Below are 26,442 nucleotides of genomic sequence, written 5' to 3'. Positions count from 1 at the left end.
ATGCGCGAAATCGTTCTCGACACCGAAACCACCGGCCTCGACCCGCTGCGGGGAGACCGCCTGGTCGAAATCGGCTGCGTCGAGATGCTCAATCGCATGCCGACGGGACAAAGTTTCCACGTCTACATCAATCCCGAAAGGGATATGCCAGCAGAAGCTTTTGCGGTGCACGGGCTGTCGGCCGAGTTTCTGGCGACGAAGCAGCTGTTCCACGAGGTCGTCGACGATTTTCTGGAATTCATCGGCGACGCGCCGCTGGTGATCCACAATGCCTCGTTCGACATCAGCTTCATCAATGCCGAGCTCGACCGGATCAAGCGCGCGGCGATCCCGCGCGAGCGGCTGGTCGATACGCTGCTGCTGGCACGGCGCAAGCATCCCGGCGTGTCGAACCGGCTCGACGATCTCTGCTCACGCTATGCGATCGACAATTCACGCCGCACCAAGCACGGCGCATTGCTCGACGCCGAGTTGCTTGCGGAAGTCTATGTGGATCTGGTCGGGGCGCGGCAATCGCAGCTGCTGCTGGCTTCGGAATCCGAGGAAACTCGCGCCAATGGGGCTGCCGATGCGCCCCGGCGTCAACGGCCGGCGCCGCTTCCACCGCGGATTTCAGACGCCGAGCGCGAGGCCCACCGGGCCTTCATCGCAACGCTCGGCGACAAGGCGATCTGGAACGAGTTCTTGCCCGCTCCAGCGGTCGCTTCGGCTGGTTAAGCCTGGCCGCCCGGCTGAGCGGCCATTTGCCGCTCCATGTTCTGACGATAGAGGCCGACGAAGTCGACCGGATCCAGCATCAAAGGCGGGAACCCGCCGTCGCGCACGGCAGTGGCGATGATCTCACGGGCGAACGGGAACAGCAGGCGCGGGCATTCGATCATGACCAGCGGATGCAAATTGTCCTTCGGCACGTTGGAGATGCGGAACACGCCGGCATAGGCGAGCTCGAACGAGAACATGATCTTGCCGGCGGTCTCGGCCTTGCCCTCGACTGACAAAGTCACCTCGAACTCCTGTTCGCTGAGGTTGTTGGCGCTGACATTGATCTGGATGTTGATCTGGGGCGGCTGGCTCTGCTGCTGGAGCGAGCTGGGCGCATTCGGGTTTTCGAAGGAGAGGTCCTTGGTATATTGCGCCAGGACGTTGAGCTGGGGAGCCTGGGCCGCCTCGGGAGGGGTGCCGTTACCGTTGGTCATAAGAGTGTCTCCTTACCCGATTGGGCTGAATTTCGCGGCGGTTGGCTAACATAGGGCTACCTCGTTCCACAAGGACGAACGGTCCCGGATGGGGAATTCCGGCCACGCCCACAACTGTGGCGTCCATCCCACCGATCCAGCGCAACCGCGGCTTAAACGATTGAAGATGCGCGATTTCCGGGCAGGATCGGGTTTCCCCTTAAGCATAAAACGCGCTACACTCGGTGCTGTGCCAAAAGGCGCCATTGGCCGGGCAAGATTTCGTGCCTACATCCCACGGACCTGACGCGCGGACCCGAAATGGTGATGTAGACTTGCCGTTCCGGTATGGAACGGTCTACTGGCCGGATCGATTTTCCCGGCACGACCCTTCGAGACGGCCCCTTCTACAGACGACCAGAAAGCGAATACGACGTGGACATCTACACCATCATCTTCCTGGCGCTGGCGGTCTTCATCTTTCTGAGGCTGCGCAGCGTGCTGGGGCAGCGCACCGGCAACGAGCGGCCGCCGTTCGACCGCAACGCGCTCCAGGGTGCCCAGGACAAGAACGTCGTCACCATGCCGGGCAAGGTCATCGACCAGGCCCCCTTGGCGCCGACGGCCGAGCCGACCCCGCCCTCCGACCGCTGGAAGGGCCTGACCGAGCCGGGCACCGTGCTCGCCCAGGGTCTCGACTCCATCGTCGAAAAGGATTCCACCTTCGATCCGCGCCATTTCATCTCCGGCGCCCGCGGCGCCTATGAGATGATCGTGCTGGCCTTTGCCAATGGCGACCGCCGCGCGCTGCGCGACCTGCTGTCGTCGGAGGTCTATGAAAGCTTCGACGCCGCGATCAAGGAGCGCGAGAAGAACGAGCAGAAGACCGAGACGCGCTTTGTCTCGATCGACAAGGCCGAGCTCGTCGGCGCCGAGCTGCGCGACCGCACCGCCCAGCTCACGATCCGCTTCGTCTCGCAGATGATCTCGGCCACCCGAGACAAGGCCGGCAACATCGTCGACGGCAGCGCCGACACGGTCGCCGACATCACCGACATCTGGACTTTCGCCCGCGACATCACCTCTCGCGATCCGAACTGGAAGCTGGTTGGCACCGGAAGCGCGAATTAAGGTTTTCCTGAAGACCAGCGCGACGGCGCTTTGCGCAGGTGCCGTCGCGCTGTCGTCGTTTTCACTCGGCGCCGAGGCGGCGCGGCGCCACTATCGCAGCCATCACCATCATCTCCCGGAATTGCCTGCCGCGCCGCCGCGCGCCTTGCCGTATCCGCAGCTTCCCCTGCCGTTCGAGATTCCCGGCGCGCAATATCTGCCGCTGGCCTGGGCCGACGTGAAGGGCTGGAGCGACGACAATCATCTCGCCGCCTACAAGACCTTTCGCGCGAGCTGCCGTCCGATCAGCGCGCAGACCGGCGCTCCCGAACCCAAGGCTTTAGGCGCCTCGCTGGGCGAACCCTGCCGGGTCGCCAAGTCGCTCGAGCTTGCCGACGACGCCAAAGCCAAAACCTTCTTCGAAGAGAATTTTGCACCGCTGCGGATCTCGCGCCTCGGCGAGCCCGACGGTTTCGTCACCGGCTATTACGAGCCGGTGCTGGAGGGATCGCGCACGCAGACCGAGGTCTACAACGTCCCGGTCTATCGCCGCCCCTCGAACCTGTTCGTGCGCGGCTACAAGCAGGATTCGGTCAGCCTGCCCAACAAGGGCCCGGTCTATCGCAAGATCGGCCGCCGCAAGCTCGTACCCTATTATGACCGCGCCGAGATCGAGGACGGCAAGATCGCCGGCCGCGGACTCGAGATCGCTTGGCTGAAGGACCCGACCGATCTGCTGTTCGCCCAGATCCAGGGCTCGGCGCGGATCAAGTTCGACGACGGCGGCACGGTCCGGCTCAATTACGACGCCTATAACGGCTATGCCTACACGGCGGTCGGTCGCATCCTGATCGAGCGCGGCATCATTCCGAAGGAAGAGATGTCGATGCAGAAGATCAGGGAGTGGATGGCCCAGACCCCTGACGGTGCCAGGGAGCTGCGCCGCCAGAACCGCTCCTACATCTTCTTCCGCGAGGTCAATCTGTCCGACAAGGAAGAGGCGGTCGGCGCGCAGGGCATTCCGCTGACGGCCGGACGTTCGATCGCGGTCGACAAGTCGCTCCACGTCTACGGCACTCCGTTTTTTATCGAAGGCGAGCTCCCGATCGATTCCGAACGCGCGAAGACGCCGTTCCATCGGTTGATGATCGCGCAGGACACCGGCTCGGCCATCATCGGGCCGGCGCGCGCAGATCTCTATTTCGGCGCGGGTCAGGAGGCCGGCCGCGTCTCCGGGCGGCTGCGCCATGCCATGCATTTCGTGATGCTGGTGCCGAAGGGCCTCGATCCCACGGCGCGCGGCGCGCGGCTGCCTGTGCCGGATCCGCGGCCCTCGGAGAAAATTGCAAAACTGTTTCCGCAAACCGATCCTGCGAAGGACAAGCCGGCGGCAGCCGTGGCGCAAAGCAAGAGCGAGACGGTCGCTGTCGCCGGTCCAGTCCCGCTGCCGGTGCCGCGTCCCGTGATCGAGCCAGTTCAGGAGCCGCGGCGGCCGGTGAAAAGTCGTTCCCATCGGCAGCAATGAAGCGATCGTCCCGCTCGCCCGTGCTGGAGCCTCGTCCCTCGCCGCGCCGTCGCGCGCTGAGCGAGGAAGAGCGCGCTGCTGTGGGATACGATCGCAAAGCAGGTCAAGCCGCTCAGGAAGCCTCGTGTCGCCAAGGCACAGGCTTCACCGCGCACCGAGCCTTCTCCTGCAGCGCCCGCCACGCGGCTTGCGCCATCGCCACGTCCGATTGCCGCTGCCCCGGCACCGCGTGCGGCGAAGCCGGCGGTGCCGCCGCTCGCGCCGCTCGGCAAGCGCGAGCGCACAAAGCTGTCGCGCGGGCGCAGCGAGATCGAGGCGCGGCTCGATCTGCACGGCATGACCCAGATGCGGGCCCATCGCGCTCTGAGCGGCTTCCTGCACCGCGCCCATCATGACGGCCTGACTTTCGTGCTCGTCATCACCGGCAAGGGCCGCAGCGGCGGCGAAAGTGGTGTGCTGCGCCGTCAGGTGCCGGAATGGCTGAGCCTGCCGGAATTCCGCGCCTTCGTCGTGGGGTTCGAAGAAGCCGGTATCGGCCACGGCGGCGAGGGCGCGCTTTACGTGCGGATCAGGCGGGCGAGATATTAGGGAGCATGATCCGGAAAAGTGGGCCCCGGTTTTCCGACCGGATCATGCTTGGCTAGAAAGGCCGCACGATTCCGACGCGCGGGATCAGCGTGAGGATCAGACCGAAGATATTTGTCTTCTGATCTTCCGCCGGAATCAGCGGCGTCTCGTGAACTGCGGGCAGCATCTTCACCGCGTGCAGGATCAGGAACATGCAGACCGCCCAGTTCGAGATCCAGCGCGAATAGTCGAACACCGTCGCGAACATCACGAGACAGGCGAGGCTGACGCCGGCGAGCGCCGCGACCACGAGACGGCGATGCGTGTCGTTTGCGAGCGCGCCGATCAGGTCCGCAAAATAGCGCCACAGCGGAGTGTGCAGCCAGATCAGCAGCAAGAACACGGGCACGCCGAGGATGTTGTGCGGCAGGCGGCCCCAGGTGTCGGAAATCTCCTTCGCCAGCGGCTGATACCAGATGTAGGCAAACTGCAGCAGGTCGGTCCGCGACGGATCGGCCATCCGGCTCTTCAGATAGGCGACGAAATCCGGCTCCGGGATCGGCATCGTTCCCCAAAATTGCGCGGCGAAGAACAGCGCGGAGACGGCAAGCAGGGCGATGATGCCGAACGCGACATTGGTGCGATCGCAGCCGTGCGTCAGATAATGCCTGATCATGACGATGGTGATGATGGTCGGCACATACATCAGGAGATGGATGTGGTGGATCAGGACGAGAACGATCGAGAACAGCGCAGCCAGCGCCACGAACAGCAGCGAGCCCGCCGGCAGCAGCAGCAGGACGATCGCCAGCGCGCAGCCATAGATGTCGAAATGACCGAGCGTGTGCATGAAGTTCTTGAGGAAGAACGGCGAGCCCGCGATGAAGACGAACAGCGGCAATGTCTTCGCGGTGAAGCCGAACGTCGTCTGGAATAGTCTTGCGTACAGTCCCAGCGTCACCAGCCATGTCGCGCCGCCGAGCGCGAACACCAGCCATAGCGACACCTTGTCGGTGAACAGCGCGACGATCGTCCCGATCAGGGCGCGCTTGATAAAGCCGAAATGATAGTCGACGAGGAGGTGGATGTAGGGGACGTAAGGCGGCAGCTGGATCTTGTGAACGAAAACGCCGACGATGACCGCGGCGTTGACCGCGAGCAGGATGCGCCAGGGGTTTTTCTGAAAGTCAGCGAGCATATGGCACTCGACGCGCGGCACCTTCCGCTGTCGTCCCGGCGAAGGCCGGGACCCATAGCCACGAATGTTTGCTTTGAGCCAAGGCTGGAGCCGCTATCTCTTCCAACAATAACCGCTGGTGGTTATGGGTCCCGGCCTTCGCCGGGACGACGGCGGAATAAATAGCGCGGCCCGGTCAAATTACAAAATGAACCGGCTCAAATCCGCGTTCTTGGCGAGGTCGCCGACGTGCTTCTGCACGAAATCGGCATCGACCCTGACGGTCTCGCCGCTGCGGTCGGGGGCGGTGAAGGAGATCTCGTCCAGCACCCGCTCCATCACGGTCTGCAGCCGCCGCGCGCCGATGTTCTCGACGGTGGAATTGACGGCGACCGCGACGTCCGCAAGCGCGTCGATGGCGTTGTCGGTGATGTCGAGCGTGACGCCCTCGGTCTGCATCAGCGCGACATACTGCTTGATCAGCGAGGCCTCGGGCTCGGTCAGGATGCGGCGCATGTCGTCGCGGGTCAGCGCCTGCAGCTCGACGCGGATCGGCAGGCGGCCCTGCAATTCCGGCAACAAATCGGACGGCTTTGCGACGTGGAAGGCGCCGGAGGCGATGAACAGGATGTGGTCGGTCTTCACCGCGCCGTGCTTGGTCGAGACCGTGGTGCCCTCGATCAGCGGCAGCAGGTCGCGCTGCACGCCCTCGCGCGAGACGTCGCCGCCGGCGCGGCCTTCGCGGGCGCAGATCTTGTCGATCTCGTCCAGGAACACGATGCCGTTGTTCTCGACCGCGCTGATTGCCTCCAGCGTCAACTGATCGCTGTCGAGCAGCTTGTCGGATTCCTCGTTGACGAGGATCTCGTGCGAGCTCTCCACCGTCAGCCGCCGCGTCTTGCTGCGCCCGCCGAGCTTGCCGAAGATGTCGCCGATCGAGACCGCGCCCATCTGCGCGCCGGGCATGCCCGGGATCTCGAACATCGGAAAGCCGCTGCCGCCCCCTTGCGTCTCGATCTCGATTTCCTTGTCGTTGAGCTCGCCCGCGCGCAGCTTCTTGCGGAAGGAGTCCCGCGTCGCGGCGCTGGAATTGGCACCGACCAGCGCGTCGAGCACGCGCTCCTCGGCGGCGAGCTGTGCGCGTGCCTGCACGTCCTTGCGCTTGCGCTCGCGGACCTGAGAGATCGCGACCTCGACGAGATCGCGCACGATCTGCTCGACGTCGCGACCGACATAGCCGACCTCGGTGAATTTCGTTGCTTCCACCTTCAGGAACGGCGCGTTGGCAAGCTTGGCGAGCCGCCGCGCGATCTCGGTCTTGCCGACGCCGGTCGGGCCGATCATCAAAATGTTCTTCGGCAGCACCTCCTCGCGCAAGGAACCTTCGAGTTGCTGCCGCCGCCAGCGGTTGCGCAGCGCGATCGAGACGGCGCGCTTGGCATCGGCCTGGCCGACGATGAAACGGTCGAGTTCGGAAACAATTTCGCGGGGGGAGAAGTCTGTCATGGGACCTTAGCTAGGATCAGATGCGGGGCGGGACAAGCCGCTTTTTTTGCCGTCAGATGATCGGCGGACCCGATTGCCATTGTTTCACCGCCTCGATCGGATGGATCAGCATCAGGATATTGAGCGTCAGATTGTCGCGAATATGGAGCGCCAGCATGATTTCGAAGGCGAGCCCGAGCAGGACGGTCACCGATACAGGCAGCAAGCGCGCGGCGAGGAAGCCCAGCATCATGGACAGATTGTCAGAAACCGAATTGACGATGCTGTCGCCGAAATAATCCAGCGAGATCGTGCCGGCGCGGTAGCGTTCGATGATGAAAGGCGAGTTCTCGACGATCTCCCAGGCGCCTTCGATCAGCATGGCGACGATCAGGCGCGCGGGCCAGGACAGAGACACGAATGGCAGCCGCGCGAACAGCAGCCAGGTCAAGCCATAGAACAGGAACCCGTGCAGGATGTGCGAGAAGGTGTACCAGTCGGCGATGTGCTGCGAATTCTCGGAGCTGTTCACCACGCCATGCCACAGCTTGACATAGCCGCAGGTGCAGATCGGCACCCGGCCCATCGCGAGCAGGATCGAGGCCTGCATCGCCAGCAGCAGCAGCGCGATGCCGACCCAGGCGAGCGGCGGAAACGCGGCCCTGCTCTCATGCGTGGTTGCCAGCGTCATGGCGCGCGCACCATCAGCAGCGCCGGCCCGTCGGGCGTCTCGACGATGCGGTCGCGGACAAAGCCGGCCTTCTCATAGGCACGCACGGCGCGCGCGTTGAGCGGATCAGGATCAGTGACGATGCGCGGCAGGCCCTGCCGCAACTGCGCGTCGGCGAATTGGCGGATGAATGCCGAACCGTGCCCGCGCCCGATCATGTCGCTTTCGCCGATGAATTGATCGATGCCACGCGTGCCCTCCGGTTGCGGCCCAAGACCCGTATTCCAGGCGGTCAGGCGGTAGCATTGAAGATAGCCGAACGGCTTGTCGCCGGCCAACACGATGAACTGGTCCATGTCCGGCTCATCAAGATCGCCGCTCACGAGCGCGAACTGCTCGTCCGGATCGCCCCACCAGTCCCGCACATGTGCCTCGCCCAGCCATCGCCGGATCAGCGGCAGGTCGTCCGCGGTCATCGGGCGGAAGGTGTAGGCGGGGGTCATGGCCTAGCGGCCAACGGGTGGTGCACTCCCTCTCCCGCCTGCGGGAGAGGGTCGGGGAGAGGGTGCTTCCGCAATGGGACAGCCCCCAAGAGGACAGAACCCTCACCCGCGCCTTCGGCGCGACCTCTCCCGCAAGCGGGAGAGGTTACAGCCAGTTCTGAGCCCCGCTGTTCAATCACAGCCCTACCCGGCCGACAGCGCTTCGACGGTTACATTGCGGTTGGTGTAGACGCAGATGTCGGCGGCGATGTCGAGGGAGCGGCGGACGATGGTCTCGGCGTCCTTGTCGGTGTCGAGCAGGGCGCGGGCGGCTGCCAGCGCGTAATTCCCGCCGGAGCCGATCGCCATCACGCCGGCTTCGGGCTCCAGCACGTCGCCGGTGCCTGTCAGCACCAGGGAGACGTCCTTATCGGCCACGATCATCATGGCCTCCAGCCGGCGCAAATAACGGTCGGTGCGCCAGTCCTTGGCGAGTTCGACGGCGGCTCGGGTCAATTGCCCCGGATATTGCTCGAGTTTGGCTTCCAAACGCTCGAACAGCGTGAAGGCGTCGGCCGTTGCGCCGGCAAAGCCGCCGATGACGTCGCCCTTGCCGAGTTTCCGGACCTTCCTGGCGTTGTGCTTGATCACGGTCTGGCCGATCGAGACCTGGCCGTCGCCGCCGACCACCACCGTGCCGCCCTTGCGGACCGTCAAAATCGTGGTGCCGTGCCAGACCGGCGAGCTGTTTGGGGAGTCCTGCATGAATGATCCTCGTTGTCCGGCCTGATTTAGGCGGTCGGGGCCAAGGGGACAACTGGCGCACAACGGGCCGCTCCGGGACCAATTTCGCTCACCATAGGCAGAAGTAGAGGCCCGGCCAGCCGTTCCCGCAGTAGCGAAGGCGTCATTTGGCTGTTAAAAGACCGGCGTTTTCGGCCCCGAACGAGGATGAAAGCTAGTTTTGATGCGCACCGCGACGATCAAGCGCAAGACCAAGGAAACCGACATCGAGGTCACCGTGAACCTCGATGGCTCCGGCGTGTCCAATATCGCGACCGGCATCGGCTTTTTCGACCATATGCTCGATCTCCTCGCCCGCCATTCCCGCATCGACCTCACGGTCAAGGCGGTCGGCGATCTGCACATTGATCATCACCATACCACCGAAGACACCGGCATCGCGCTCGGCCAGGCCGTCAAGCAGGCGCTCGGCAACATGGCGGGTATCACCCGCTATGCCGGCGTGCACATGCCCATGGACGAGACGCTGTCGCGCGTGGTCATCGACATCTCGGGCCGCCCGGTCCTGGTGTTCAAGGTCGACTTCCCCCGCGACAAGATCGGCGAGTTCGACACCGAGCTGGTGCGCGAGTGGTTCCAGGCCTTTGCCATGAACGCCGGCGTGACTCTTCACGTCGAGACCCTATATGGCGATAACAGCCACCATATCGCCGAGTCCTGCTTCAAAGGTCTGGCACGGGCGCTGCGGACTGCCGTTGCGATCGACCCGAAGACGGTGGGCGAAATCCCTTCCACCAAGGGCTCGCTCGGCGGCTGACGTCTTTCGGCCGGCGGCGCGCGCCGCTTGCGGTATCACTGAATTCCTAGGGAACGGGGCATCGCCATGTCCGTCTACACAGTTCATGCTCCCTCACCTGCCGGAGCCGATCTGCGCGCGACCGACAAGTTCGTCTTCGTGCGCGACGGCTTCCATTTCTGGGCGATGATCTTCGGACCGTTCTGGCTGCTGTGGAATCGGCTGTGGCTGGCGCTGATCGGCTGGCTGATCTTCGTGGCCGCCTTCAATGTCGGGCTGTCCAGCCTCGGCGTCGGCCGGTCGTCGATCTTCTTCGCCGACGTCATCGTCGCGCTCCTGATGGGATTCGAGGCCTCCAGCCTGCGCCGCTGGACGCTGTCGCGCGGTAAATGGCGGCAGCTCGACGTGGTCATTTCCGACGATGAGGATACCGCCGAGCACCGCTTCTTCGAGCGCTGGAGCCAGAAGCAGCGCGGCATCGTCAACGATCAATGGGCCGTCGATCGCGGCGGCCCACCGCCGACCCGCAACGTGCCGGGTCAGCAATTCTCCAATCCGCCGCCGATGCCGGCGGGTGGCATCATTGGTTTGTTTCCAGAACCGGGAGGGTCAAGATGAGCGTCGCCATCATCGATTACGGTTCCGGCAATCTGCATTCGGCTGCCAAGGCGTTCGAGCGCGCCGCGCGCAGCATGGACAACCCGCAAAAGGTGTTCGTCACCAGCGATCCGGACCAGGCCTACAGCGCCGACCGCCTGGTGCTGCCGGGCGTCGGTGCGTTCGCCGATTGCCGGCGCGGGCTCGATGCCGTCAACGGCATGGTCGAGGCGATCACCGAAGCGGTGCGCGTCAAGGCGCGGCCGATGTTCGGCATCTGTGTCGGCATGCAGTTGTTCGCCACCCGCGGCAAGGAGCATGTCATCACGCAAGGCCTGAACTGGATCGGCGGCGACGTCGAGAAGATCACGCCGCGCGACGAGAGCCTGAAGATCCCGCACATGGGCTGGAACACGCTCGATGTGCTGCGCGAGCATCCGGTGCTGGACAAGCTGCCGCTCGGCCCCAAGGGCCAGCACGCTTATTTCGTGCACTCCTACCACCTCAATGCCGCCAACGAGGCGGACGTGCTCGCGCGCGCCGATTACGGCGGGCCTGTCACCGCGATCGTCGGCAAGGATACCGCCATCGGTACACAGTTTCACCCCGAGAAGAGCCAGCGCTTTGGTTTGGCCCTGATCTCGAATTTTTTGCGATGGAAACCGTGATCCTCTTTCCCGCGATCGACCTCAAGAACGGCCAATGCGTGCGCCTCGAACAGGGCGACATGGCGCGCGCGACCGTGTTCAACCTCAATCCCGCCGCGCAGGCGGCGAGCTTCGTCGCGCAGGGCTTTGAGTATCTCCACGTCGTCGATCTCGACGGCGCGTTTGCCGGCAAGCCGGTGAATGCGCAGGCCGTCGAGGCGATGCTGAAGACGATCACGATTCCGGTGCAGCTCGGCGGCGGCATTCGCGATCTCGCGACTGTCGAAGCCTGGCTCGACAAGGGCATCACCCGTGTCATCATCGGCACCGCCGCGGTGCGCGACCCCGAATTGGTGAAGGCGGCCGCCAGGAAATTCCCCGGCCGCGTCGCGGTCGGGCTCGATGCACGTGACGGCAAGGTCGCCGTCGAAGGCTGGGCTGAGACCTCGCAGGTGACGGTGCTGGAGATCGCACGGCGTTTCGAGGATGCCGGCGTCGCCGCCATCATCTTCACCGACATCGCGCGCGACGGGCTGCTCAAGGGCCTGAATCTCGATGCGACCATCGCGCTAGCGGATGCGATCTCGATTCCCGTGATTGCCTCCGGCGGCCTCGCCTCGATCGAGGACGTCAAGGCGATGCTGACGCCGCGCGCCAAGAAGCTCGCCGGCGCGATCGCCGGCCGCGCGCTCTATGACGGCCGGCTCGATCCCGCGTCCGCCCTCAACCTGATCCGCAACGCGCGCGCCGCCTAGGAGACATCCAATGTTCAAGGTGCGCGTGATCCCCTGCCTCGACGTCAAGGACGGCCGCGTCGTCAAGGGCGTCAACTTCGTCGATTTGCGCGATGCCGGTGACCCCGTTGAAGCGGCGATCGCTTATGACGCCGCCGGCGCCGACGAGCTCACCTTCCTCGACATCACCGCGACCCATGAGAATCGCGGCATCATGCTGGACGTAGTCCGGCGCACCGCTGAAGCCTGTTTCATGCCCGTGACCGTGGGCGGCGGCGTCCGTGAGGTCAACGACATCAAGACCCTCCTGCGCGCCGGCGCCGACAAGGTCTCGATCAACAGCGCCGCGGTGTCTCGGCGTGAGTTCGTCAAGGAAGCCGCCGAGAAATTCGGCGGGCAGTGCGTGGTGGTCGCGATCGACGCCAAGCGGGTCAAGCGCGCCGGTGGCGGAGAGCGCTGGGAGATCTTCACCCATGGCGGCCGCAACTCGACCGGCATCGACGCCATCGAATATGCCCAGGAGGTGGTCTCGCTCGGCGCCGGTGAAATCCTGCTCACCTCGATGGACCGTGACGGCACGCGGCAGGGTTTTGACATCCCGCTGACCCGGGCGATCGCCGACAGCATCCCCGTTCCCGTGATCGCCTCGGGCGGCGTCGGCAATCTCGACCACCTCGTCGACGGTATTCGCGACGGCCACGCCACCGCCGTGCTGGCCGCCTCGATCTTCCACTTCGGGGAATTCACCATCCGCGAAGCCAAGGAGCACATGTCCCGGCGCGGGCTGCCCATGCGCCTCGATGCCTGACGACTCCCGTCCATAAAAATGCTACACGATCGGCGGGGAGCGACTTATCCCGCCGGATAGACGGCCAATACCGGCCAAGGCGCGTTTTCCGAGTATTTGTATGCCGCGTTTCACGATCCACGATCTGGCCGAGACCATCGACGCCCGCGCGGCAGCGGGTGGCGAGGCGTCCTATACCCGCAAGCTCCTCGACAAGGGCGCCGAACATTGCGCCAAGAAGTTCGGTGAGGAAGCAGTCGAAACCGTAATCGCAGCAGTCGAAAACGATCGCGCGCATCTGATCGCCGAAGGCGCCGACCTGCTCTATCATTTCCTTGTGCTGCTCAAGGCCCGCGGCGTAAAGCTGGAAGAGGTTGAGGCCGCATTGGACAAGCGGACCAATATGTCAGGGTTGGAAGAAAAGGCGTCGCGCAAGGGCGGCAGCTAGCCGAGGTGGAGAGTCGCGTCATGGATATCCGCGCACCCGAGCAGCAGTATAATCCGTACCGCGTCTATACGCGCGAGGAGTGGTCGCGACTCCGCGACGACACGCCGATGACGCTGGAGCCGGGCGAGTTCGACCGGCTGCGCTCGCTGCACGACCGCCTCGACTTGCAGGAAGTCGAGGACATTTACCTGCCGCTGTCGCGCCTGCTGTCGATCTATGTCGATGCGATGCAGCGGCTTTATTACGCGGAGCGCCAGTTCCTCAACATCCGCGACCGCAAGATGCCCTACATCATCGGCGTCGCCGGTTCGGTCGCGGTTGGAAAATCCACCACGGCCCGCGTGCTTCAGGCGCTGCTGGCGCGCTGGTCGCCGCGCCCCAAAGTCGAGCTGATCACCACCGACGGATTTCTGTATCCCAACGCCGTGCTGGAGCGGCAGGGCATCATGCAGAAGAAGGGTTTTCCGGAGAGCTACGACCTGCCGTTGCTGCTCAGCTTCCTCTCCGACATCAAGGCCGGCCGCCGCCATGTGCGCGCGCCGGTCTATTCGCATTTGACCTACGACATCGTGCCGAACCAGTGGGCCGAGATCGACCAGCCCGACATCCTGATCGTCGAGGGCGTCAACGTGCTGCAGACCGGCAAGCTGCCGCGTGACGGCAAGGCCGTGCCCGTGGTGTCCGACTTCTTCGATTTCTCGGTCTATATCGACGCCGACGAGGCCGCGCTACGGCAGTGGTACATCCGGCGCTTTCTGTCGCTGCGCGACACCGCGTTCACGAATCCGAAATCCTACTTCAACCGCTACGCGCTGTTGTCGGACGAGGAGGCCACCGCCACCGCGATCGCGATCTGGGAACGCACCAACCTTGCCAATCTCGAGGACAATATCCTGCCGACCCGCCCCCGCGCGACCCTGATCCTGAAGAAGGGCGCCGACCACACGGTGTCGAGCGTGGCGCTGAGGCGGCTGTAACAGCCTTGATGAACGCGGCTCTTTAAATTTCGGGCTGAGTATCTTTTGTTGCAGACCGGCGAGGGGTAGTTGGTTATGGCTTTCGGAAACGCACACGGGCCCCATGGTTGATCGTCTCAGAAGCGCTGCCGAGCATCTCGAAGCACCGATATGCCCGGACTGCCATATCGAGATGAAGTGGTTCCGTTCCGAGCTGCTGGCGGACGAGCCGACCCCGATCATCGCGCATCTCTTCGTGTGTCCACATTGCAAGCGCGCGGTCCAGGCAGACACCAAATTCAAGGGCACGGCAGTGCCGCCGGCCAAGCTGTCCGCGCCGCGCTTTGCTGCTCACGCCGCATAGCATTCGGCGTCGGCCGAATTCGGCGCTCGGCTGACCGCCGGGTCGTCACTCGACATGACGGTCATTTCCGGGTCTCCTGTCGCGCTTTCGAGCCGATGAAGATGTGCCACGTCGTGAGAAACATCGCGGCGACGAGTGGGCCGATGACGAACCCGTTCGCTCCGAAAGCCGCAAGGCCGCCCAAGGTGGCGAGCAGCACGACATAGCTCGGCATTTGGATCGACTGGCCGACCAGGATCGGGCGGAGAAAATTGTCCGCAAGACCGATCACGAAGGTCCCGAATGCGAGCAGGATGATCCCTTTCGTGACTGAGCCTGCCACAAGCAGATAGAGCGCGACCGGAACCCAAACCAGGGCGGAGCCAAGCACGGGCAGGAGCGAGAGCAGCGCCATGAGGGCGCCCGCGAGCAGCGGCGCCGTCAAGCCGAGCAGCCAGAAAATCAGCCCGCCAAGCGCTCCCTGGATCAGGGCAACGAGAACGATCCCCTTGATCGTCCCGCGAACCGCGAGGGTGAACGCATTCAGAATCTCGGTGGTGTGGCTCGGCCGCAGCGGGAGCGCGTCGCGGATCCGTGCGTTGAGCTCGTCACCATCGCGGAGCAGGAAGAACAGCAGGTACAACATCACGAGCAAGCTTGCGACGAACTCCAGCGTCAACTGACCGATGTTGATGGCGTGCCCCGCCAGCTGTTGGCCGGCAGGGACGACCAGACTCGATAGACGTTCTTTCAGAGCCGAGAAATCGATGCCGGCCAAGCGATCCGCCAAGGAAGCGGCCCAAGCGGGCAGCGCGGATTTCAGCTGCTGCAGGGGATGAGCGAAACTGATCTCCCCAGTCTGAGCGCGCTGATACAGCTCCCCGCCCTGGTCGATCAGCGAGGCGATGACGACCGCCACGGGGATGAGGACCATGACGATCACGACGACGACAGCGAACGATGCCGCAAGGTTGCGGCGTCCCGGAAGCGTTTCCAGGGCGCGTCGATAGAGTGGTGCGAAGATGATCGCTAGAAGCGTGGCCCACAACAGCGCGCCGGAGAACGGCCAAAGCACCCACCCGAACGCAAGGGAGACCGCGGCAAGCAAGATGAGGAATGAGCGGTCTTCCGATGTTCTCACTGGTTCGCCAGCCCTTCTGTTGTCAAAGCATGATCCGGACTGATGTCGGGGCCGTCACTTGTCTGCTTTCGCAGTCCAGTCGGCAAGCTTGATCCGTCCTGCAAGGGTTGCGGGACCCGAGCTGCCCGCCTTGTAGACGAAAGCTTCGCCTTCCTGCACGTCCCCGGCATCCTTGCCGAAGGCATCGGCGATGTTGGTCTTATGGGTGACCAGGAAGGTGTTAGTGCCGGCTTTAGGCGGCGCGTCGACGAACTGCCGCACGGCTTGGCCCGCCTTTGCATTTGCACCCGTCGGATTTGCCATGCCCGACGCACTCGCGTTGCTGCTGTCCGTCAACGCATCGACCGGCTTGACCTCGCGGCCGGAGATCAGTCTCCCCGCCTCGATCGCGCGGTTCAGCCTGCTGGTGTAGACCTCGCCGATCGGGATCGCGAGTTCCTTGATGGCCGCCCCGATCTGGCGCGCCATGTCGCGGCCCTTTTCACTGAGCTGACGCTGGGCGCTCATGTCGTCGAATTTGAAAGGGTAGACATCCTTTTGGCTGTCGTCGGTGGCGGTGTGGCGAAACACCAGCACGTAACCGCCTTGCTTGAGCGAGGCGATCAGTTCCGGGCTAGCGGCCGCGGTGGCTTGAGTGGAACCACAGAGAAGGATCACGAAAGCGAGGCGGCACAGCACGTTCATGCGAAATCCTCTGTTCAAAATGCCCCAGAGGATGGTGACGCGCGACGCAGTCGATTTCAATTGTCGATTGCGGGCCGGGATCGGATTCCTATGAAATCCGGGTCAAACCGCCAGCTGCCGCGCCGCCGCCAGTCCGGCCAGCGCCCCTTCCAGCTTCTCGCGATCGAGCGGCTTGATCAGAAATCCGTTCATGCCCGCCTCAAAGCAGGCGTAGCGATCTTCCACCAGCGTATTGGCGGTGAGCGCGAGGATCGGCGTGTGGTGGCCGCCTGTGGCGGCCTCGTGCGCACGGATGCGTTTTGTCGCCTCGATGCCGTCGAGTTGCGGCATCTGGATGTCCATCAGCACGAGATCGTAGGGCGTGCCGGCCGATGACGCGCCGAGCCAGGATTCCAGTGCGGCCTCGCCATGGACGGCGATGACGACGCGGTGCCCGAGTTTCGTCAGCAGCGAGCGCATCAACAGCGCGTTGATTTCGTTGTCCTCGGCGACGAGAATTGATAGGCCCGTCGCCGGTACCGCGCCGGTGGATGGGGCCGATGGCTCCGGCGCGAGATCGGGCGAGGCGACCTCCGGGGGCAGCGCCAGGCGTGCGGCGAGTGAGGCCGCGCGTAGCGGCTTCACCAGGAAGCCGGTGAAGGCCGGCGAGAGCTTCTCGTGGCGCGAGCCCGACGTCAGCAGCACGAGGCGTTGCGTCGCATGGCTGCGTGCGGCCTCGCCGAGGCGGTCGGCGATGGCAGCGCCGAGCGCGCGATCGATCAGCACCGAATGCCATGAGCGCTCGGGCAGCAGCGCTTCCGCCACCGCGGCGTCCGTCACCATGCAGGTCTGGCCGCCCCAGCGCTCCAGCCGCCGCGCGATCAGCGAGGCCTCGATGCCGTCGGCAATCAGCAGGATTGACTTGCCCGCGAGATCGGGACTCGGGAATGCCGCCTGTTCCGTATCTACGGCGGATGACGCCAGCGGGACCGCGACCTCGAAGGTCGACCCCTTGCCCGGCTCGCTCGTGAGCGTGATGCGGCCGCCCATGCGCTTGACGATGCGTTCGCTGATGGAGAGACCGAGGCCGGTGCCGCCATGGGTGCGCGCGACGCGTTCGTCGGCCTGCTCGAACTCGCGGAAGATGCGCTGTTGCGCCTCCGGCGCAATGCCGATGCCGGTGTCGCGCACCAGAAAGCTGATCTCGTTCGGCCAGATGCCGGGTTCGACGATCAGCGCAACGCCGCCGCCCGCAGTGAACTTGATGGCGTTGCCGGCAAGGTTGAGCAGTACCTGGCGCAGCCGCGCGGCATCGCCGACCACTTCGAGCGGCAGCCGCTCGTCGACATAGGCGGCGATCTCGAGCTGCTTTGCCTGCGCGCGCGGCGCGAGCAGTTCGGTGATGTCCTCGATCAGGCCCGAGAGCGCGAAGGGACGCTGCTCGAGATCGAGCTTGCCGGCTTCGATCTTGGAATAGTCGAGCAACTCCTCGATCAGCGCCATCAGCGCTTCGCCGGAGGTCTTCACGGCCTTGGCGTAGGTCGACTGCTCCGGCGTCAGCGTGGTGTCGAGCAGCAGCCCGCCCATGCCGATGATGCCGTTGAGCGGCGTGCGGATCTCGTGCGAGGCCATCGCCAGGAAGCGCGATTTGGCGCGGTTGGCGGCGTCAGCCTGGTCGCGGGCGTCGGACAGCGCACGCTCGGTCTCGGTGCGGTCGGTGACGTCGCGTCCGACGCTCTGCAATTCGGCGGGTTGGCCGGCATCGAGGCGGACATAGCCTTCGCGCCAGGCGATCCAGCGCGCGCCGAGCGGGGTTGCGATCTTCTGATCGTGAATCCGCGTGCCGTTGCTTTCGCGGGCGCTGTCGCCCTGCTCCAGCACCTCGAAATCAAAGCGCGTGCCGACCAGCGCGCCGCGCGCCTGTCCGGCAAGCGCGCAATAGGCGTCGTTGGCGAAGGTGATGCGGCCGCTTGTGTCGCGCAGCACGATCAGATCGCCCTGCTGTTCGAACAGGCTGCGAGCGCGTTCTTCTGCTTCCTTCAGCTCCCAATTACGGTCGATCAGCGTTTCGTTGTGGGCGGCCAGCGCACGCATCCGCTTGTTGACGAAGCGCAGGCGCATGCTGAGCGTGGCGAGGCCGAGGCAGGCGAGCGCGAACAGGAAGCTGGCGCCGATCGCAAACGCATTGGGATCGTAGCCGGAATTCTCGGACCGGCTGCCGGAGACAAACCCGTAGGCGCCGCCGAAGGTCGCCGAAAAGATCATGGTGGAGCGGATCGCGAAGGCGATTCGGGGGTACTGTCGCCTGAAGCGGCGCATGCGCACCTTGATCCGGAACGTCCGATCCATCGCCACCGACCCGACTCTTTTCTTAAAACGCTGTGCTCGCTGTAAACGACGATGTGCCGCCGACCTTGCGAACAGTTTGATGCCCTGCGACCGCCTCCAAACAAGGTTGACGAGGCGTTAACGGCTCAAGGTGAGGCGGCTCAAAGCGAAGCGGCCTGGAGATGGCGGTGGCCGCCGCGGGCGCCGACGATCAGCGCCGCCGCCTCGCGCTGCGAGAACGTCTTCGAGCGTACATAGATGCGGTAATCCGCCGGCCCCTCGGTGGAGAGATAGACCACCTGACCGCCGTCGACGGGCTGCGCGGCAATCGAGATCAGGCGAGTCGAGGGGTTGGCCTGGCAGGATTCCGATTCCGAACCGGGGCCGTCGTCAACGACGGCGAAGTCGGCAGCGTCCGCGTCCTCCGTGATCTGAACCCGCACCGTGGCGCGCGCGGGATCATCGGTGAAGGCGACATGCATGCCGGCGGTCCAGAACAGCGACGTCAGCTCGACCGAGGTGTCGCCGAGGGCGATGCAGGGATGCGAGACCGATCCGATCTCACTGCGCGCGAACACCGCGGCCGCCAACAGGGGAATAACCGAGGCCAGGATCTTGAAACGCAACATGACACGCTACTCGCCGGGCCCTGGGGAAACTCGTGGCGGGAACTGATGGGCCTTATGGTTTGCAGAGCGTAAAGGAAACTCGTTACCGCCGGGTTGATGCGCGGGATGATCACGCCAGCTGGCGCACATCCTCCGCGAGTGCGCGGTAGGACAGCGCCTCGGCGAGATGCAGCCGACCGATCTTGTCGGCGCCGTCGAGATCGGCGAGCGTGCGCGCCACCCGCAGCACGCGGTGATAGCCGCGCGCCGACAGCCGCATGGTCTCGGCGGCGTCGCGCAGCAGCTTCTGGCCTTGCGCATCCGGCTTGGCGATCTCCTCCAGCACCGAGGCCGGCGCTTCGGCATTGGTGCGAACCTTGGGCAGGCGGGCATCCGCGTAGCGCGCGAGCTGGATGTCGCGCGCGGCGGCCACGCGCGCGGCGACTTCGGCCGAGCCCTCTGCCGGCGGCGGCAGGATCAAATCGGCAGCGGTCACCGCGGGAACCTCGATGCGCAAATCGATACGGTCCATCAGCGGCCCCGAGATGCGAGCCTGGTAGTCGCCGGTGCAGCGGTCGATGCGGCCGCGCTTGCAGGCATAGCCGGGCTCGAACGCATTGCCGCAGCGGCACGGATTCATCGCCGCGACCAGCATGAAGCGTGCCGGATAGGTGACGCGGTGATTGGCGCGCGACACCGAGACCTCGCCGTTCTCCAGCGGCTGGCGCAGCGAATCCAGCACGCGCGGATCGAATTCGGGGAGCTCGTCGAGGAACAGCACGCCCTGATGCGCGAGCGAGATCTCGCCGGGCCGTGCGCGCATGCCGCCGCCGGTAAGCGCGGCCATGCTGGCGGAATGATGCGGGGAGCGAAATGGCCGCCGCGCCGTCAGCGCGCCGCCCTCGATCTCGCCGGCAACAGAGGCAATCATCGAGACCTCGAGCAACTCGCCCGGTGACAGCGGCGGCAGGATCGAGGGCAGGCGTGCCGCCAGCATCGATTTGCCGGCGCCGGGCGCGCCGATCATGAGCAGATGATGGCCGCCGGCGGCCGCGATCTCCAGCGCCCGCTTGGCGCTCTCCTGGCCCTTGATGTCGCGCAGGTCGAGCGGCGAGGCAGCGGCTTCATGCACCTTCGGCACGGGCCGCGACAGCACCTGCGTTCCCTTGAAGTGGTTGGCGATCTGGATCAGCGAACTTGCGGCGATGATCTGGATGTCCGGGCTCGCCCACGCCGCTTCCGAGCCGCAAGCCGCCGGACAGATCAGCCCCTCCTCGCGCACATTGGCGCCGATCGCGGCGGGAAGAACGCCGGCCACCGGCGCGATCGATCCGTCGAGGCCAAGCTCGCCCAGAACGGTGAAGCCGGTCAGCGCATCCGGGGGGATCGCGCCGATCGCTCCCATCAGCCCGAGCGCGATCGGCAGGTCGTAATGGCTGCCCTCCTTGGGCAGATCCGCGGGCGCGAGATTGACGGTGATCCGCCGCGCCGGCAGCGCCAGCCCGGAGGCGATCAGGGCCGAGCGGACCCGCTCGCGCGCCTCCGACACCGCCTTGTCCGGGAGACCGACGATGGCGAAGGCCGGCAGACCGGGCGCGACCTGCACCTGCACGTCGACCGCGCGGGCCTCGATTCCCTCAAAGGCGACGGTAGAAACCCGCTGAACCATGCCCGAACCAGCCTGCCCTTTTGCACAATTAGGGGTAGCAGAGCGGGCCACTTCTGGCAAGAACAATACGGGAACGTGTTGAGGGGGGCCGCAAGGCCCTAACCGATCGTAAACACGACGAAGACACTACGCCTCGAATGCAAACTGCTCCGCTCAGCACATTCCAACGAATGTCCGCTACTCCTAGGGCTGCGGGATGGGCCGTGGTCTAACGGGTGAACAATTCAAATGCTTGCAAATCGCCGGAGAAGCGAACGACGGATGTGCACGCGGCTCGCCAAGATTCATTTTGGCGCGGGTTCGCTGCCGCGGGACTGCACGATCACGGATATTTCGGATGGCGGCGTGAAAGTCGTGGCGGAATTTCTGGAAGTGCCGCCGCAATTCACCATCATCTTCGCGCCCGACTATTCCCGCCAGTGCCGCCTGCGCTGGCGCATCGGCTGCGAGTTCGGCGCTGAATTCACCGACTGAGCTATCGGAAGCGCCCCGCCTTAACGGGACTTTAGCGTTAATCGGTAAGCATCTCTGATCAGTCGCCGAGTGATCAGAGTATGTCCAAGCGTTCGTCCGTCGCCTCTCCTCCGGCGAGATATCTGTTTTCCGCGCTTCTGATCCTGGCCCTCGGCGGCTGTCAGACCACCGGCATCGAGGACATCACCGGCGCGCTCGGCGGAAAGTCGGACACGGCCGGCTGGGCCGACGCCAAGCCGGAAGCAAAGCCGGACATGGATGCGCTGCGCGAGCGCTATCGCGCCAAGCCTGGCGATCCCAACGTCGCGCTCGAATACGGCAAGGCGTTGCGCCAGACCGGCCAGCGCGCGCAGGCGCTCGCGGTGCTGGAGCAGGCCGTGCTCGCCCATTCCACCAACAAGGCGCTGCTCGCCGGCTATGGCCGGGCCCTTGCCGACAGCGGCAGTTTCCAGCAGGCGTTCGACGTCCTCGGTCGGGCGCATTCGCCCGAGGATCCCGACTGGCATATCCTGTCGGCGCAGGGCGCTGCGCTGGATCAGCTCGGTCGCAACGAGGAGGCGCAGCAATACTACGGCGCCGCGCTGAAGATCGTGCCGGACGAGCCTTCGGTGCTGTCCAACCTCGGGCTGTCCTACATGCTGCAGAACAATCTGCCGCGGGCAGAGGAAACGATGCGCCGGGCGCACGAGCGCAATCCCACCGATTCCCGCGTGCGCGCCAATCTCGCGCTCGTGCTGGGACTGCAAGGAAAGCAGGCCGAGGCCGAAACCATGGTGAAGGCGGACCTGCCGCCGGATCAGGCGGCGGCAAAGGTCACGGCGCTGCGGCAGTTGCTGGTGAAGAAGCAGCAGCGGGCCGAGAAGTAACCCGCCCGCGCGCGTGTCAGGACGCCTTGGTCAGGACGCTTTGCGATGCGGGGCTGACGCGCGCCCCGACCTGCCCTTCAGCCTCTTCAGCAGCGGCCCGAGCAGCGAACGCTTCGGCTTCTTCACTTCGCCGCGCCCGGCGAGGCGGTTCGCCATGTTCTGGAACAGCTCGGTGGTGCGGTGGCTCTTGGAGACCTCCGCGATCATCTGGCCGTTGTTGGCCGCGGTCGAGAACAGCTTCGAATCGAACGGGATCACCGCGATCGGCTGGCTCTCCATGGTCTTGGCGAAGGCCTTGACCTCGATCTCCGCCCGCTTGGGCATGCCGACCTGGTTGATGCAGTAGAGCGGTGGCCGGTCGTTCGGCCGTGCCGCCTTCAACACGTTCAGCATGTTCTTGGTGTTGCGCAGGTTCGCAAGATCGGGCTCGGCCACGATCACGATGTCGTCCGCGTTGACGAGCGCACGCCGCGTCCAGCCCGACCATTGGTGGGGAACGTCGAGCACGATGCAGGGCGTGGTCATGCGCAGTGTGTCGAACACCGCGTCGAAGGCCTCCGCGCCGAAATCGTAGACGCGGTCAAGGGTGGCAGGCGCAGCAAGGAGGCTGAGACGCTCGGTGCATTTGGAGAGCAGGCGCTCCATCAGGGCCGTGTCCGGCCGATCCTGCGACAGCACCGCATTGGCGATGCCCTGCGCCGGGTCCTGGTTGTAGTCGAGACCCGCGGTGCCGAAGGCGAGGTCGAGATCGATCACGACGGAATCGAGCGCGAGGTCGCGGGCGATGGTCCAGGCCACATTGTGCGCGACGGTGGAGGCGCCGACACCGCCCTTGGCGCCTACCACCGCGATGACGCGGCCAGTGATGATGGTTTCGGACGCCGAGAACAGGCTGCAGATCGAGCGGACGACGTCGAGCGTTTCGACCGGTCCCACCACATAGTCGTTGACGCCGCGGCGGACCAACTCGCGATAGGGCGCGGTGTCGCTGGGATTGCCGATCACGACCACACGGGTGCCGGGATCGCAGACGCCGGCGAGATCGTCGAGGCCCTCGAGGATGTCGCGCGTGCCGTCGGATTCGATCACGATGACGTTCGGCGTCGGCATCGTTTCATAGACTTCGATGGCCGCAGCGAGGCCACCGTCCTTGGCGGTGAGATGCGCCTTGGCGAGACGGCGATCCTGCCCGGCCGCGGTCACCGCGGCGAGCGTCTGCTCGGTCTCGCAAAAGGCCTGCACGGAGATGCGAGGAACCGGCGCAATGTGTTCCTCGGGGTGCTGCGGATCGTCCGCTTCTTCGTCGTGGACGCGTGTCATCTGCCTGTGTCGCTGAGTTTGGCCTTGTCGGCGTCTGGATTCATGGTCGCGATCGGCGTCCCCTTGCGATAGCGCTCGAAGGCCATGTCACGCCGTGCGTTATAGGCCGGCGTCTCGGACCGCGGCTGCTCAAGGTCGGCCGGATTGTCGATCATTGCCGCGAGGTTGCGCTGGTTGGCGCAGCCCAGATTGAAATAGGGCCGGTTCTCGTTGTAGCCGGGGTCGAGGATGGAGGGGCCGATATCTTCCGGCCACAGACCGCAGGGGCCGGCGACCGCAGCGATCCGGGAATAGCTCAGGCGGATGGTGGGCAGTAGTCCGGGATCCTCCGGCCGATAGGGATGCTGGACGATGGCACGCGCGGGTACGCCGCCGGATGCGAGCACGGAACGGATCTCGTGATAGGTCGCTGCCGCCGCGCGCGAATTGGCGGCGTGGACGGGGACGTCGACGACGACCGAGCCGGTGCCTTCGCGCACCCAGTCCCGGGCAATGCCGGCGACGTCCGCGTGCTGCGCGGCCGAGAGGCCGCCGCGAGCCTTGCCGACGAAGATCACGATCGACTTCTTGGCTTCCTCGACCGCGATCGGGTGACGCTGGCGATAGTCGGTCGGCACCGTCTGGGTGACGATCTCGCCGGTGGTGTTGCAGGCGCCCAGCATCACGGAGAGCCCCGTCAAGGCCAGTGCGACGCTCAACTTGCGACGTCGCTCGGCCATGGTCTTCGTCATCGCTTCATCCCCTCGTGCCCCGTCTCTTGTCCCGTTCCCCAAGCCGTCCGTTCGTCATCAGTCGATGATGAAGCCGAAATCGCCCGGCGTGCCCGCGATCGGATCGACGCGGCGCGCGATGCCATAGAGGCGGTTCATGCGGCCGAGCAGCGCCGTCTGGGCATCAGACGCCGGCGCGAAGCCGTCGTCGGGCCGGGACAGTTCCTTCTGAGCCACCGCGCGCACCACATAGGGGGTCACGATCACCATCAGCTCGGTCTCGTTGTTGACGAAGTCCTGGCTGCGGAACAGCGCGCCGATGATCGGCACCTGGTCGACGCCGGGCAGGCCGTTGATCGCCTGTTTGGTCTGCTGCTGGATCAGGCCGGCCATCGCCATCGAGCCGCCCGAGGGAATTTCCAGCGTCGTTTCGGCGCGGCGGGTCTGGATCGAGGGGATGGTGATCGAATTGGTCGAGGTCGAGGACAGCGCCTGGGTAACGGTGATGGCGCTCTGGTTCGACAGCTCGGACACCTCGGTCATCACCCGCAGGCTGATCCGGCCCTCGCTCAGCACGACCGGGGTGAAGTTCAGGGAGATGCCGAACTTCTTGTAGGTGATCTGGGTGGTGCAAACGTGGGTGACGGGATCGCAGGCGTAGCCCGACGGAATGGGGAATTCGCCGCCGGCGATGAAGGTGGCGGATTCGCCGGAGATCGCGGTCAGGCTCGGCTCGGCGAGCGTGCGCATGACACCGGCACTTTCCATCGCGCGCATCGTGGCGCTGACGGTCGCGAAGCCCTTGGTGAGGCCGGCGACACCTAATCCGTTGTTGCTGACGATCGGTCCGCCGCTGACCGAGAACGGGTTGGAATTGTTGAAGTTCACCACCGCGGTGCCGGCGTTCAGGCTGGCGCTGAGATCGACGCCCAACTGCTTGACGATATCGCGGCGCACTTCGCCGACGACGACCTTGAGCATCACCTGGTCGCGGCCGCGCACGACGATGTTGTTGACCACCTTGTCGGAGCCGCCGACCAGTTTCGCGGCGACGTCGCCGGCCTGCTGGGCCTCGACCGGGCTGGACACCGAGCCGGTCAGCATCACGCTGTCGCCGACGCCTTCGATCTGCACGCCCGGCAGCGCCTGACGCAGCGCCGTGCGCATGCCGTTGAGATCGCGCTTCACCGCGATGTCGTAGGCGGCCACCTGCTGGCCGTCGGCGGCGAAGAACACGACATTGGTCTGGCCGACCTGTCCGCCGATGATATAGGCGCGTTGGGCCGAGCGGATCACCGCATTGGCGATCTTGGGATCGGCGACCAGCACGTCCTTGACGTCGCGCGGCAGGTCGATGACGGCGGACTTGCCGACGCCGAGCGACAGGAAGCGCGTCTTCGCCGGCACGATGGTCCCGACCGGCGACAGATCGAGATCCGTTGCCTGCATCGGTGCCTGGTCGCCGACCGGTGCATCTGCGGCGCTGGCGACATCGGGGGCTGCGAGGAGCCCCAGGATCAGCACCGTCCCCGTCCAGAACGAGCGTGCGCGATTCCCCCGAATGCGCATGCTCGTCCGATCATCCCCAAAGTTCATCATATCCCCATCACTTCTGTGACGTCAGTTGCCGCGCCTGTACGCCGTAGCGGATCACGTTGACCCCGCCGGACCGCTTGCTCGCCTGGTCCTCGGGCGCGCTGTCGATCGAGTTGGCATCGACGATGCTGCGCAGCGCGAGCGTCAGCGTGCCGCCCTGGCGTGCTGCCGATAGCGTGGCGACCTGGTCGGGTTTGAGCTCGAGCGTGACGGTCCTGCCGACGACGGCGTTCTGGCCGTCTTTTTCCTTCGGCGCCTGGTCGATCGCGAGCACGCGGATATTGGTCAGGATCGCTTCGGACAGGATGAGGTCGTTACCGCCGGCCCCGTCAGGATTCTTCAGGCGGCGGGTCAGCATGATGTCGACGCGGTCATTCGGCAGGATGAAACCGCCGGCGGCAGTCTCGGCTGAAATCTCGGTGGAGACGGCGCGCATGCCCGACGGCAGGATCGCGGCCATGAAGCCGGAGCCGTCGGCCTTGACCAGCTTCTGCTCGCGGATCGGCTCGCCCTGCATCAACGGAACGCGTGCGATCGAGCCTGCGATCTGGGCCTGCGCCTCGGGCCTGTTGTCACGGCGGATGAAGGCGCTGCTCGCGGTCGCCGCCGGCCAGACCTGCCATTGCAGGTCCTCGGGCTTCACGGCTTGACCGAGCTGGATGTCGTTCTTGGCGACGAGGACCTCGACCGTCGGCAGCTTTTCGGCGACGGGGAGAACGGGTGCGGGCCTGTTGTCATAGCCGCTCGCCAGATACGCAGCGACGCCGCCGGCGCCCAGTGCGATGACGAGAACGACAATGCGTGCGGTGTTCATACGCTTCTAC

At 65.1% G+C, this 26,442-nt stretch carries 28 protein-coding genes and 1 pseudogene; 14 read left to right on the top strand and 15 right to left on the bottom strand.

Annotated features, from left to right (window positions below; translation table 11 throughout):
* A complete protein-coding gene (gene dnaQ / locus GWG67_RS09420) occupies nucleotides 1-717 on the top strand; it encodes a DNA polymerase III subunit epsilon (protein WP_275168982.1) in 717 nt (238 codons plus the stop codon).
* Here dnaQ and secB read toward each other — a convergent pair.
* Nucleotides 714-1,196, bottom strand: a complete 483-nt coding sequence (secB, locus tag GWG67_RS09415) for a protein-export chaperone SecB (protein ID WP_275168980.1) — start codon at nucleotides 1,194-1,196, stop codon at nucleotides 714-716. The genes dnaQ and secB overlap by 4 nt on opposite strands.
* Before the next feature lie 414 nt (nucleotides 1,197-1,610).
* Between secB and GWG67_RS09410 the strand changes: the two genes are divergently transcribed.
* The 3 genes and pseudogenes from GWG67_RS09410 to GWG67_RS09400 all read left to right on the top strand — a co-directional run bounded on the left by GWG67_RS09410 (nucleotide 1,611) and on the right by GWG67_RS09400 (nucleotide 4,398).
* Nucleotides 1,611-2,306: a Tim44/TimA family putative adaptor protein gene (locus GWG67_RS09410; protein WP_027566245.1), complete on the top strand. Its 696-nt coding sequence runs from the start codon at nucleotides 1,611-1,613 to the stop codon at nucleotides 2,304-2,306.
* Nucleotides 2,284-3,810 (top strand): murein transglycosylase A, encoded by a 1,527-nt coding sequence (locus GWG67_RS09405; RefSeq protein ID WP_275168978.1) that lies wholly within the window; start codon nucleotides 2,284-2,286, stop codon nucleotides 3,808-3,810. Before GWG67_RS09410 ends, GWG67_RS09405 begins: the two co-directional genes overlap by 23 nt.
* Nucleotides 3,807-4,398: pseudogene (locus GWG67_RS09400) on the top strand (Smr/MutS family protein). The gene GWG67_RS09405 and the pseudogene GWG67_RS09400 overlap by 4 nt, the downstream one beginning before the upstream one ends.
* A 52-nt stretch (nucleotides 4,399-4,450) precedes the next feature.
* Here the strand turns inward: GWG67_RS09400 and GWG67_RS09395 are convergent.
* The 5 genes from GWG67_RS09395 to hslV all read right to left on the bottom strand — a co-directional run bounded on the left by GWG67_RS09395 (nucleotide 4,451) and on the right by hslV (nucleotide 8,956).
* Nucleotides 4,451-5,575, bottom strand: coding sequence for a hypothetical protein (locus GWG67_RS09395; protein WP_275168977.1), 1,125 nt, complete (start codon nucleotides 5,573-5,575; stop codon nucleotides 4,451-4,453).
* A 180-nt stretch (nucleotides 5,576-5,755) separates the two neighbouring features.
* Nucleotides 5,756-7,060, bottom strand: a complete 1,305-nt coding sequence (gene hslU / locus GWG67_RS09390) for an ATP-dependent protease ATPase subunit HslU (RefSeq protein ID WP_275168975.1) — start codon at nucleotides 7,058-7,060, stop codon at nucleotides 5,756-5,758.
* A gap of 52 nt (nucleotides 7,061-7,112) precedes the next feature.
* Nucleotides 7,113-7,730: a DUF2585 domain-containing protein gene (locus GWG67_RS09385; protein ID WP_275168973.1), complete on the bottom strand. Its 618-nt coding sequence runs from the start codon at nucleotides 7,728-7,730 to the stop codon at nucleotides 7,113-7,115.
* Nucleotides 7,727-8,212: a GNAT family N-acetyltransferase gene (locus GWG67_RS09380; RefSeq protein WP_275168971.1), complete on the bottom strand. Its 486-nt coding sequence runs from the start codon at nucleotides 8,210-8,212 to the stop codon at nucleotides 7,727-7,729. Before GWG67_RS09380 ends, GWG67_RS09385 begins: the two co-directional genes overlap by 4 nt.
* A gap of 183 nt (nucleotides 8,213-8,395) precedes the next feature.
* Nucleotides 8,396-8,956, bottom strand: a complete 561-nt coding sequence (hslV, locus tag GWG67_RS09375; protein ID WP_027566238.1) for an ATP-dependent protease subunit HslV — start codon at nucleotides 8,954-8,956, stop codon at nucleotides 8,396-8,398.
* Between the two features lie 202 nt (nucleotides 8,957-9,158).
* On the opposite strand from hslV, the gene hisB reads away from it, so the two are divergent.
* The 8 genes from hisB (at nucleotide 9,159) to GWG67_RS09335 (ending at nucleotide 14,264) form a co-directional block, all read left to right on the top strand.
* Nucleotides 9,159-9,752 carry an imidazoleglycerol-phosphate dehydratase HisB gene (gene hisB, locus GWG67_RS09370; RefSeq protein WP_275168969.1) on the top strand — a complete coding sequence of 198 codons (594 nt, stop codon included), beginning with the start codon at nucleotides 9,159-9,161 and terminating at the stop codon, nucleotides 9,750-9,752.
* A 66-nt stretch (nucleotides 9,753-9,818) separates the two neighbouring features.
* On the top strand, nucleotides 9,819-10,349 hold the full coding sequence (locus GWG67_RS09365) for a DUF2628 domain-containing protein (protein WP_275168967.1): 531 nt from the start codon (nucleotides 9,819-9,821) through the stop codon (nucleotides 10,347-10,349).
* Nucleotides 10,346-10,996, top strand: a complete 651-nt coding sequence (gene hisH, locus GWG67_RS09360) for an imidazole glycerol phosphate synthase subunit HisH (protein ID WP_027514809.1) — start codon at nucleotides 10,346-10,348, stop codon at nucleotides 10,994-10,996. Before GWG67_RS09365 ends, hisH begins: the two co-directional genes overlap by 4 nt.
* Nucleotides 10,984-11,730, top strand: a complete 747-nt coding sequence (gene hisA, locus GWG67_RS09355; protein WP_275168965.1) for a 1-(5-phosphoribosyl)-5-[(5-phosphoribosylamino)methylideneamino]imidazole-4-carboxamide isomerase — start codon at nucleotides 10,984-10,986, stop codon at nucleotides 11,728-11,730. Before hisH ends, hisA begins: the two co-directional genes overlap by 13 nt.
* A 10-nt stretch (nucleotides 11,731-11,740) precedes the next feature.
* Nucleotides 11,741-12,517 (top strand): imidazole glycerol phosphate synthase subunit HisF, encoded by a 777-nt coding sequence (hisF, locus tag GWG67_RS09350; RefSeq protein WP_007604055.1) that lies wholly within the window; start codon nucleotides 11,741-11,743, stop codon nucleotides 12,515-12,517.
* A 100-nt stretch (nucleotides 12,518-12,617) separates the two neighbouring features.
* On the top strand, nucleotides 12,618-12,944 hold the full coding sequence (locus GWG67_RS09345) for a phosphoribosyl-ATP diphosphatase (protein ID WP_007598445.1): 327 nt from the start codon (nucleotides 12,618-12,620) through the stop codon (nucleotides 12,942-12,944).
* A 20-nt stretch (nucleotides 12,945-12,964) separates the two neighbouring features.
* Nucleotides 12,965-13,921, top strand: coding sequence for a type I pantothenate kinase (gene coaA / locus GWG67_RS09340; protein WP_027514807.1), 957 nt, complete (start codon nucleotides 12,965-12,967; stop codon nucleotides 13,919-13,921).
* 103 nt (nucleotides 13,922-14,024) lie between these two features.
* The gene (locus GWG67_RS09335) at nucleotides 14,025-14,264 is read left to right on the top strand and encodes a hypothetical protein (RefSeq protein ID WP_275168963.1); all 240 of its coding nucleotides are present in this window, start codon (nucleotides 14,025-14,027) and stop codon (nucleotides 14,262-14,264) included.
* Nucleotides 14,265-14,325: 61 nt separating this feature from the next.
* Here GWG67_RS09335 and GWG67_RS09330 read toward each other — a convergent pair whose 3' ends face one another.
* The 5 genes from GWG67_RS09330 to GWG67_RS09310 all read right to left on the bottom strand — a co-directional run bounded on the left by GWG67_RS09330 (nucleotide 14,326) and on the right by GWG67_RS09310 (nucleotide 20,652).
* Complete coding sequence (locus GWG67_RS09330; protein ID WP_275168961.1) at nucleotides 14,326-15,384, bottom strand: AI-2E family transporter; 1,059 nt, start codon at nucleotides 15,382-15,384, stop codon at nucleotides 14,326-14,328.
* A 54-nt stretch (nucleotides 15,385-15,438) separates the two neighbouring features.
* Nucleotides 15,439-16,068, bottom strand: coding sequence for a histidine phosphatase family protein (locus GWG67_RS09325; RefSeq protein ID WP_275168959.1), 630 nt, complete (start codon nucleotides 16,066-16,068; stop codon nucleotides 15,439-15,441).
* 102 nt (nucleotides 16,069-16,170) lie between these two features.
* On the bottom strand, nucleotides 16,171-18,396 hold the full coding sequence (locus tag GWG67_RS09320; RefSeq protein ID WP_275169151.1) for an ATP-binding protein: 2,226 nt from the start codon (nucleotides 18,394-18,396) through the stop codon (nucleotides 16,171-16,173).
* A gap of 140 nt (nucleotides 18,397-18,536) precedes the next feature.
* A complete protein-coding gene (locus GWG67_RS09315) occupies nucleotides 18,537-19,004 on the bottom strand; it encodes a hypothetical protein (RefSeq protein ID WP_275168957.1) in 468 nt (155 codons plus the stop codon).
* Between the two features lie 109 nt (nucleotides 19,005-19,113).
* The gene (locus tag GWG67_RS09310) at nucleotides 19,114-20,652 is read right to left on the bottom strand and encodes a YifB family Mg chelatase-like AAA ATPase (RefSeq protein WP_275168956.1); all 1,539 of its coding nucleotides are present in this window, start codon (nucleotides 20,650-20,652) and stop codon (nucleotides 19,114-19,116) included.
* A 228-nt stretch (nucleotides 20,653-20,880) separates the two neighbouring features.
* Here GWG67_RS09310 and GWG67_RS09305 point away from each other — a divergent pair, with 228 nt between their 5' ends.
* Together GWG67_RS09305 and GWG67_RS09300 are read left to right on the top strand one after the other, a co-directional pair.
* Nucleotides 20,881-21,126 (top strand): PilZ domain-containing protein, encoded by a 246-nt coding sequence (locus GWG67_RS09305; RefSeq protein WP_007598461.1) that lies wholly within the window; start codon nucleotides 20,881-20,883, stop codon nucleotides 21,124-21,126.
* Between the two features lie 80 nt (nucleotides 21,127-21,206).
* Nucleotides 21,207-21,992: a tetratricopeptide repeat protein gene (locus tag GWG67_RS09300; protein ID WP_275168954.1), complete on the top strand. Its 786-nt coding sequence runs from the start codon at nucleotides 21,207-21,209 to the stop codon at nucleotides 21,990-21,992.
* Nucleotides 21,993-22,022: 30 nt separating this feature from the next.
* Here GWG67_RS09300 and GWG67_RS09295 read toward each other — a convergent pair whose 3' ends face one another.
* Genes GWG67_RS09295 through cpaB form a run of 4 tightly spaced genes read right to left on the bottom strand, consistent with a single transcriptional unit; the run spans nucleotide 22,023 to nucleotide 26,432 of the window.
* Nucleotides 22,023-23,312 carry an AAA family ATPase gene (locus GWG67_RS09295; RefSeq protein WP_275168952.1) on the bottom strand — a complete coding sequence of 430 codons (1,290 nt, stop codon included), beginning with the start codon at nucleotides 23,310-23,312 and terminating at the stop codon, nucleotides 22,023-22,025.
* On the bottom strand, nucleotides 23,309-24,043 hold the full coding sequence (locus GWG67_RS09290) for a CpaD family pilus assembly protein (protein WP_275168950.1): 735 nt from the start codon (nucleotides 24,041-24,043) through the stop codon (nucleotides 23,309-23,311). The genes GWG67_RS09295 and GWG67_RS09290 overlap by 4 nt, the downstream gene beginning before the upstream one ends.
* Nucleotides 24,044-24,100: 57 nt before the next feature.
* Nucleotides 24,101-25,618 carry a type II and III secretion system protein family protein gene (locus GWG67_RS09285; RefSeq protein WP_275169149.1) on the bottom strand — a complete coding sequence of 506 codons (1,518 nt, stop codon included), beginning with the start codon at nucleotides 25,616-25,618 and terminating at the stop codon, nucleotides 24,101-24,103.
* Between the two features lie 10 nt (nucleotides 25,619-25,628).
* The gene (gene cpaB / locus GWG67_RS09280; protein WP_275168948.1) at nucleotides 25,629-26,432 is read right to left on the bottom strand and encodes a Flp pilus assembly protein CpaB; all 804 of its coding nucleotides are present in this window, start codon (nucleotides 26,430-26,432) and stop codon (nucleotides 25,629-25,631) included.
* Between the last annotated feature and the right edge of the window lie 10 nt (nucleotides 26,433-26,442).

Source organism: Bradyrhizobium sp. CSS354 (assembly GCF_029051725.1).
Taxonomy (GTDB): Bacteria; Pseudomonadota; Alphaproteobacteria; order Rhizobiales; family Xanthobacteraceae; genus Bradyrhizobium.
The sequence above is the reverse complement of the archived record's forward strand: the minus strand, read 5'-3'. Positions and strand labels throughout refer to the sequence as shown.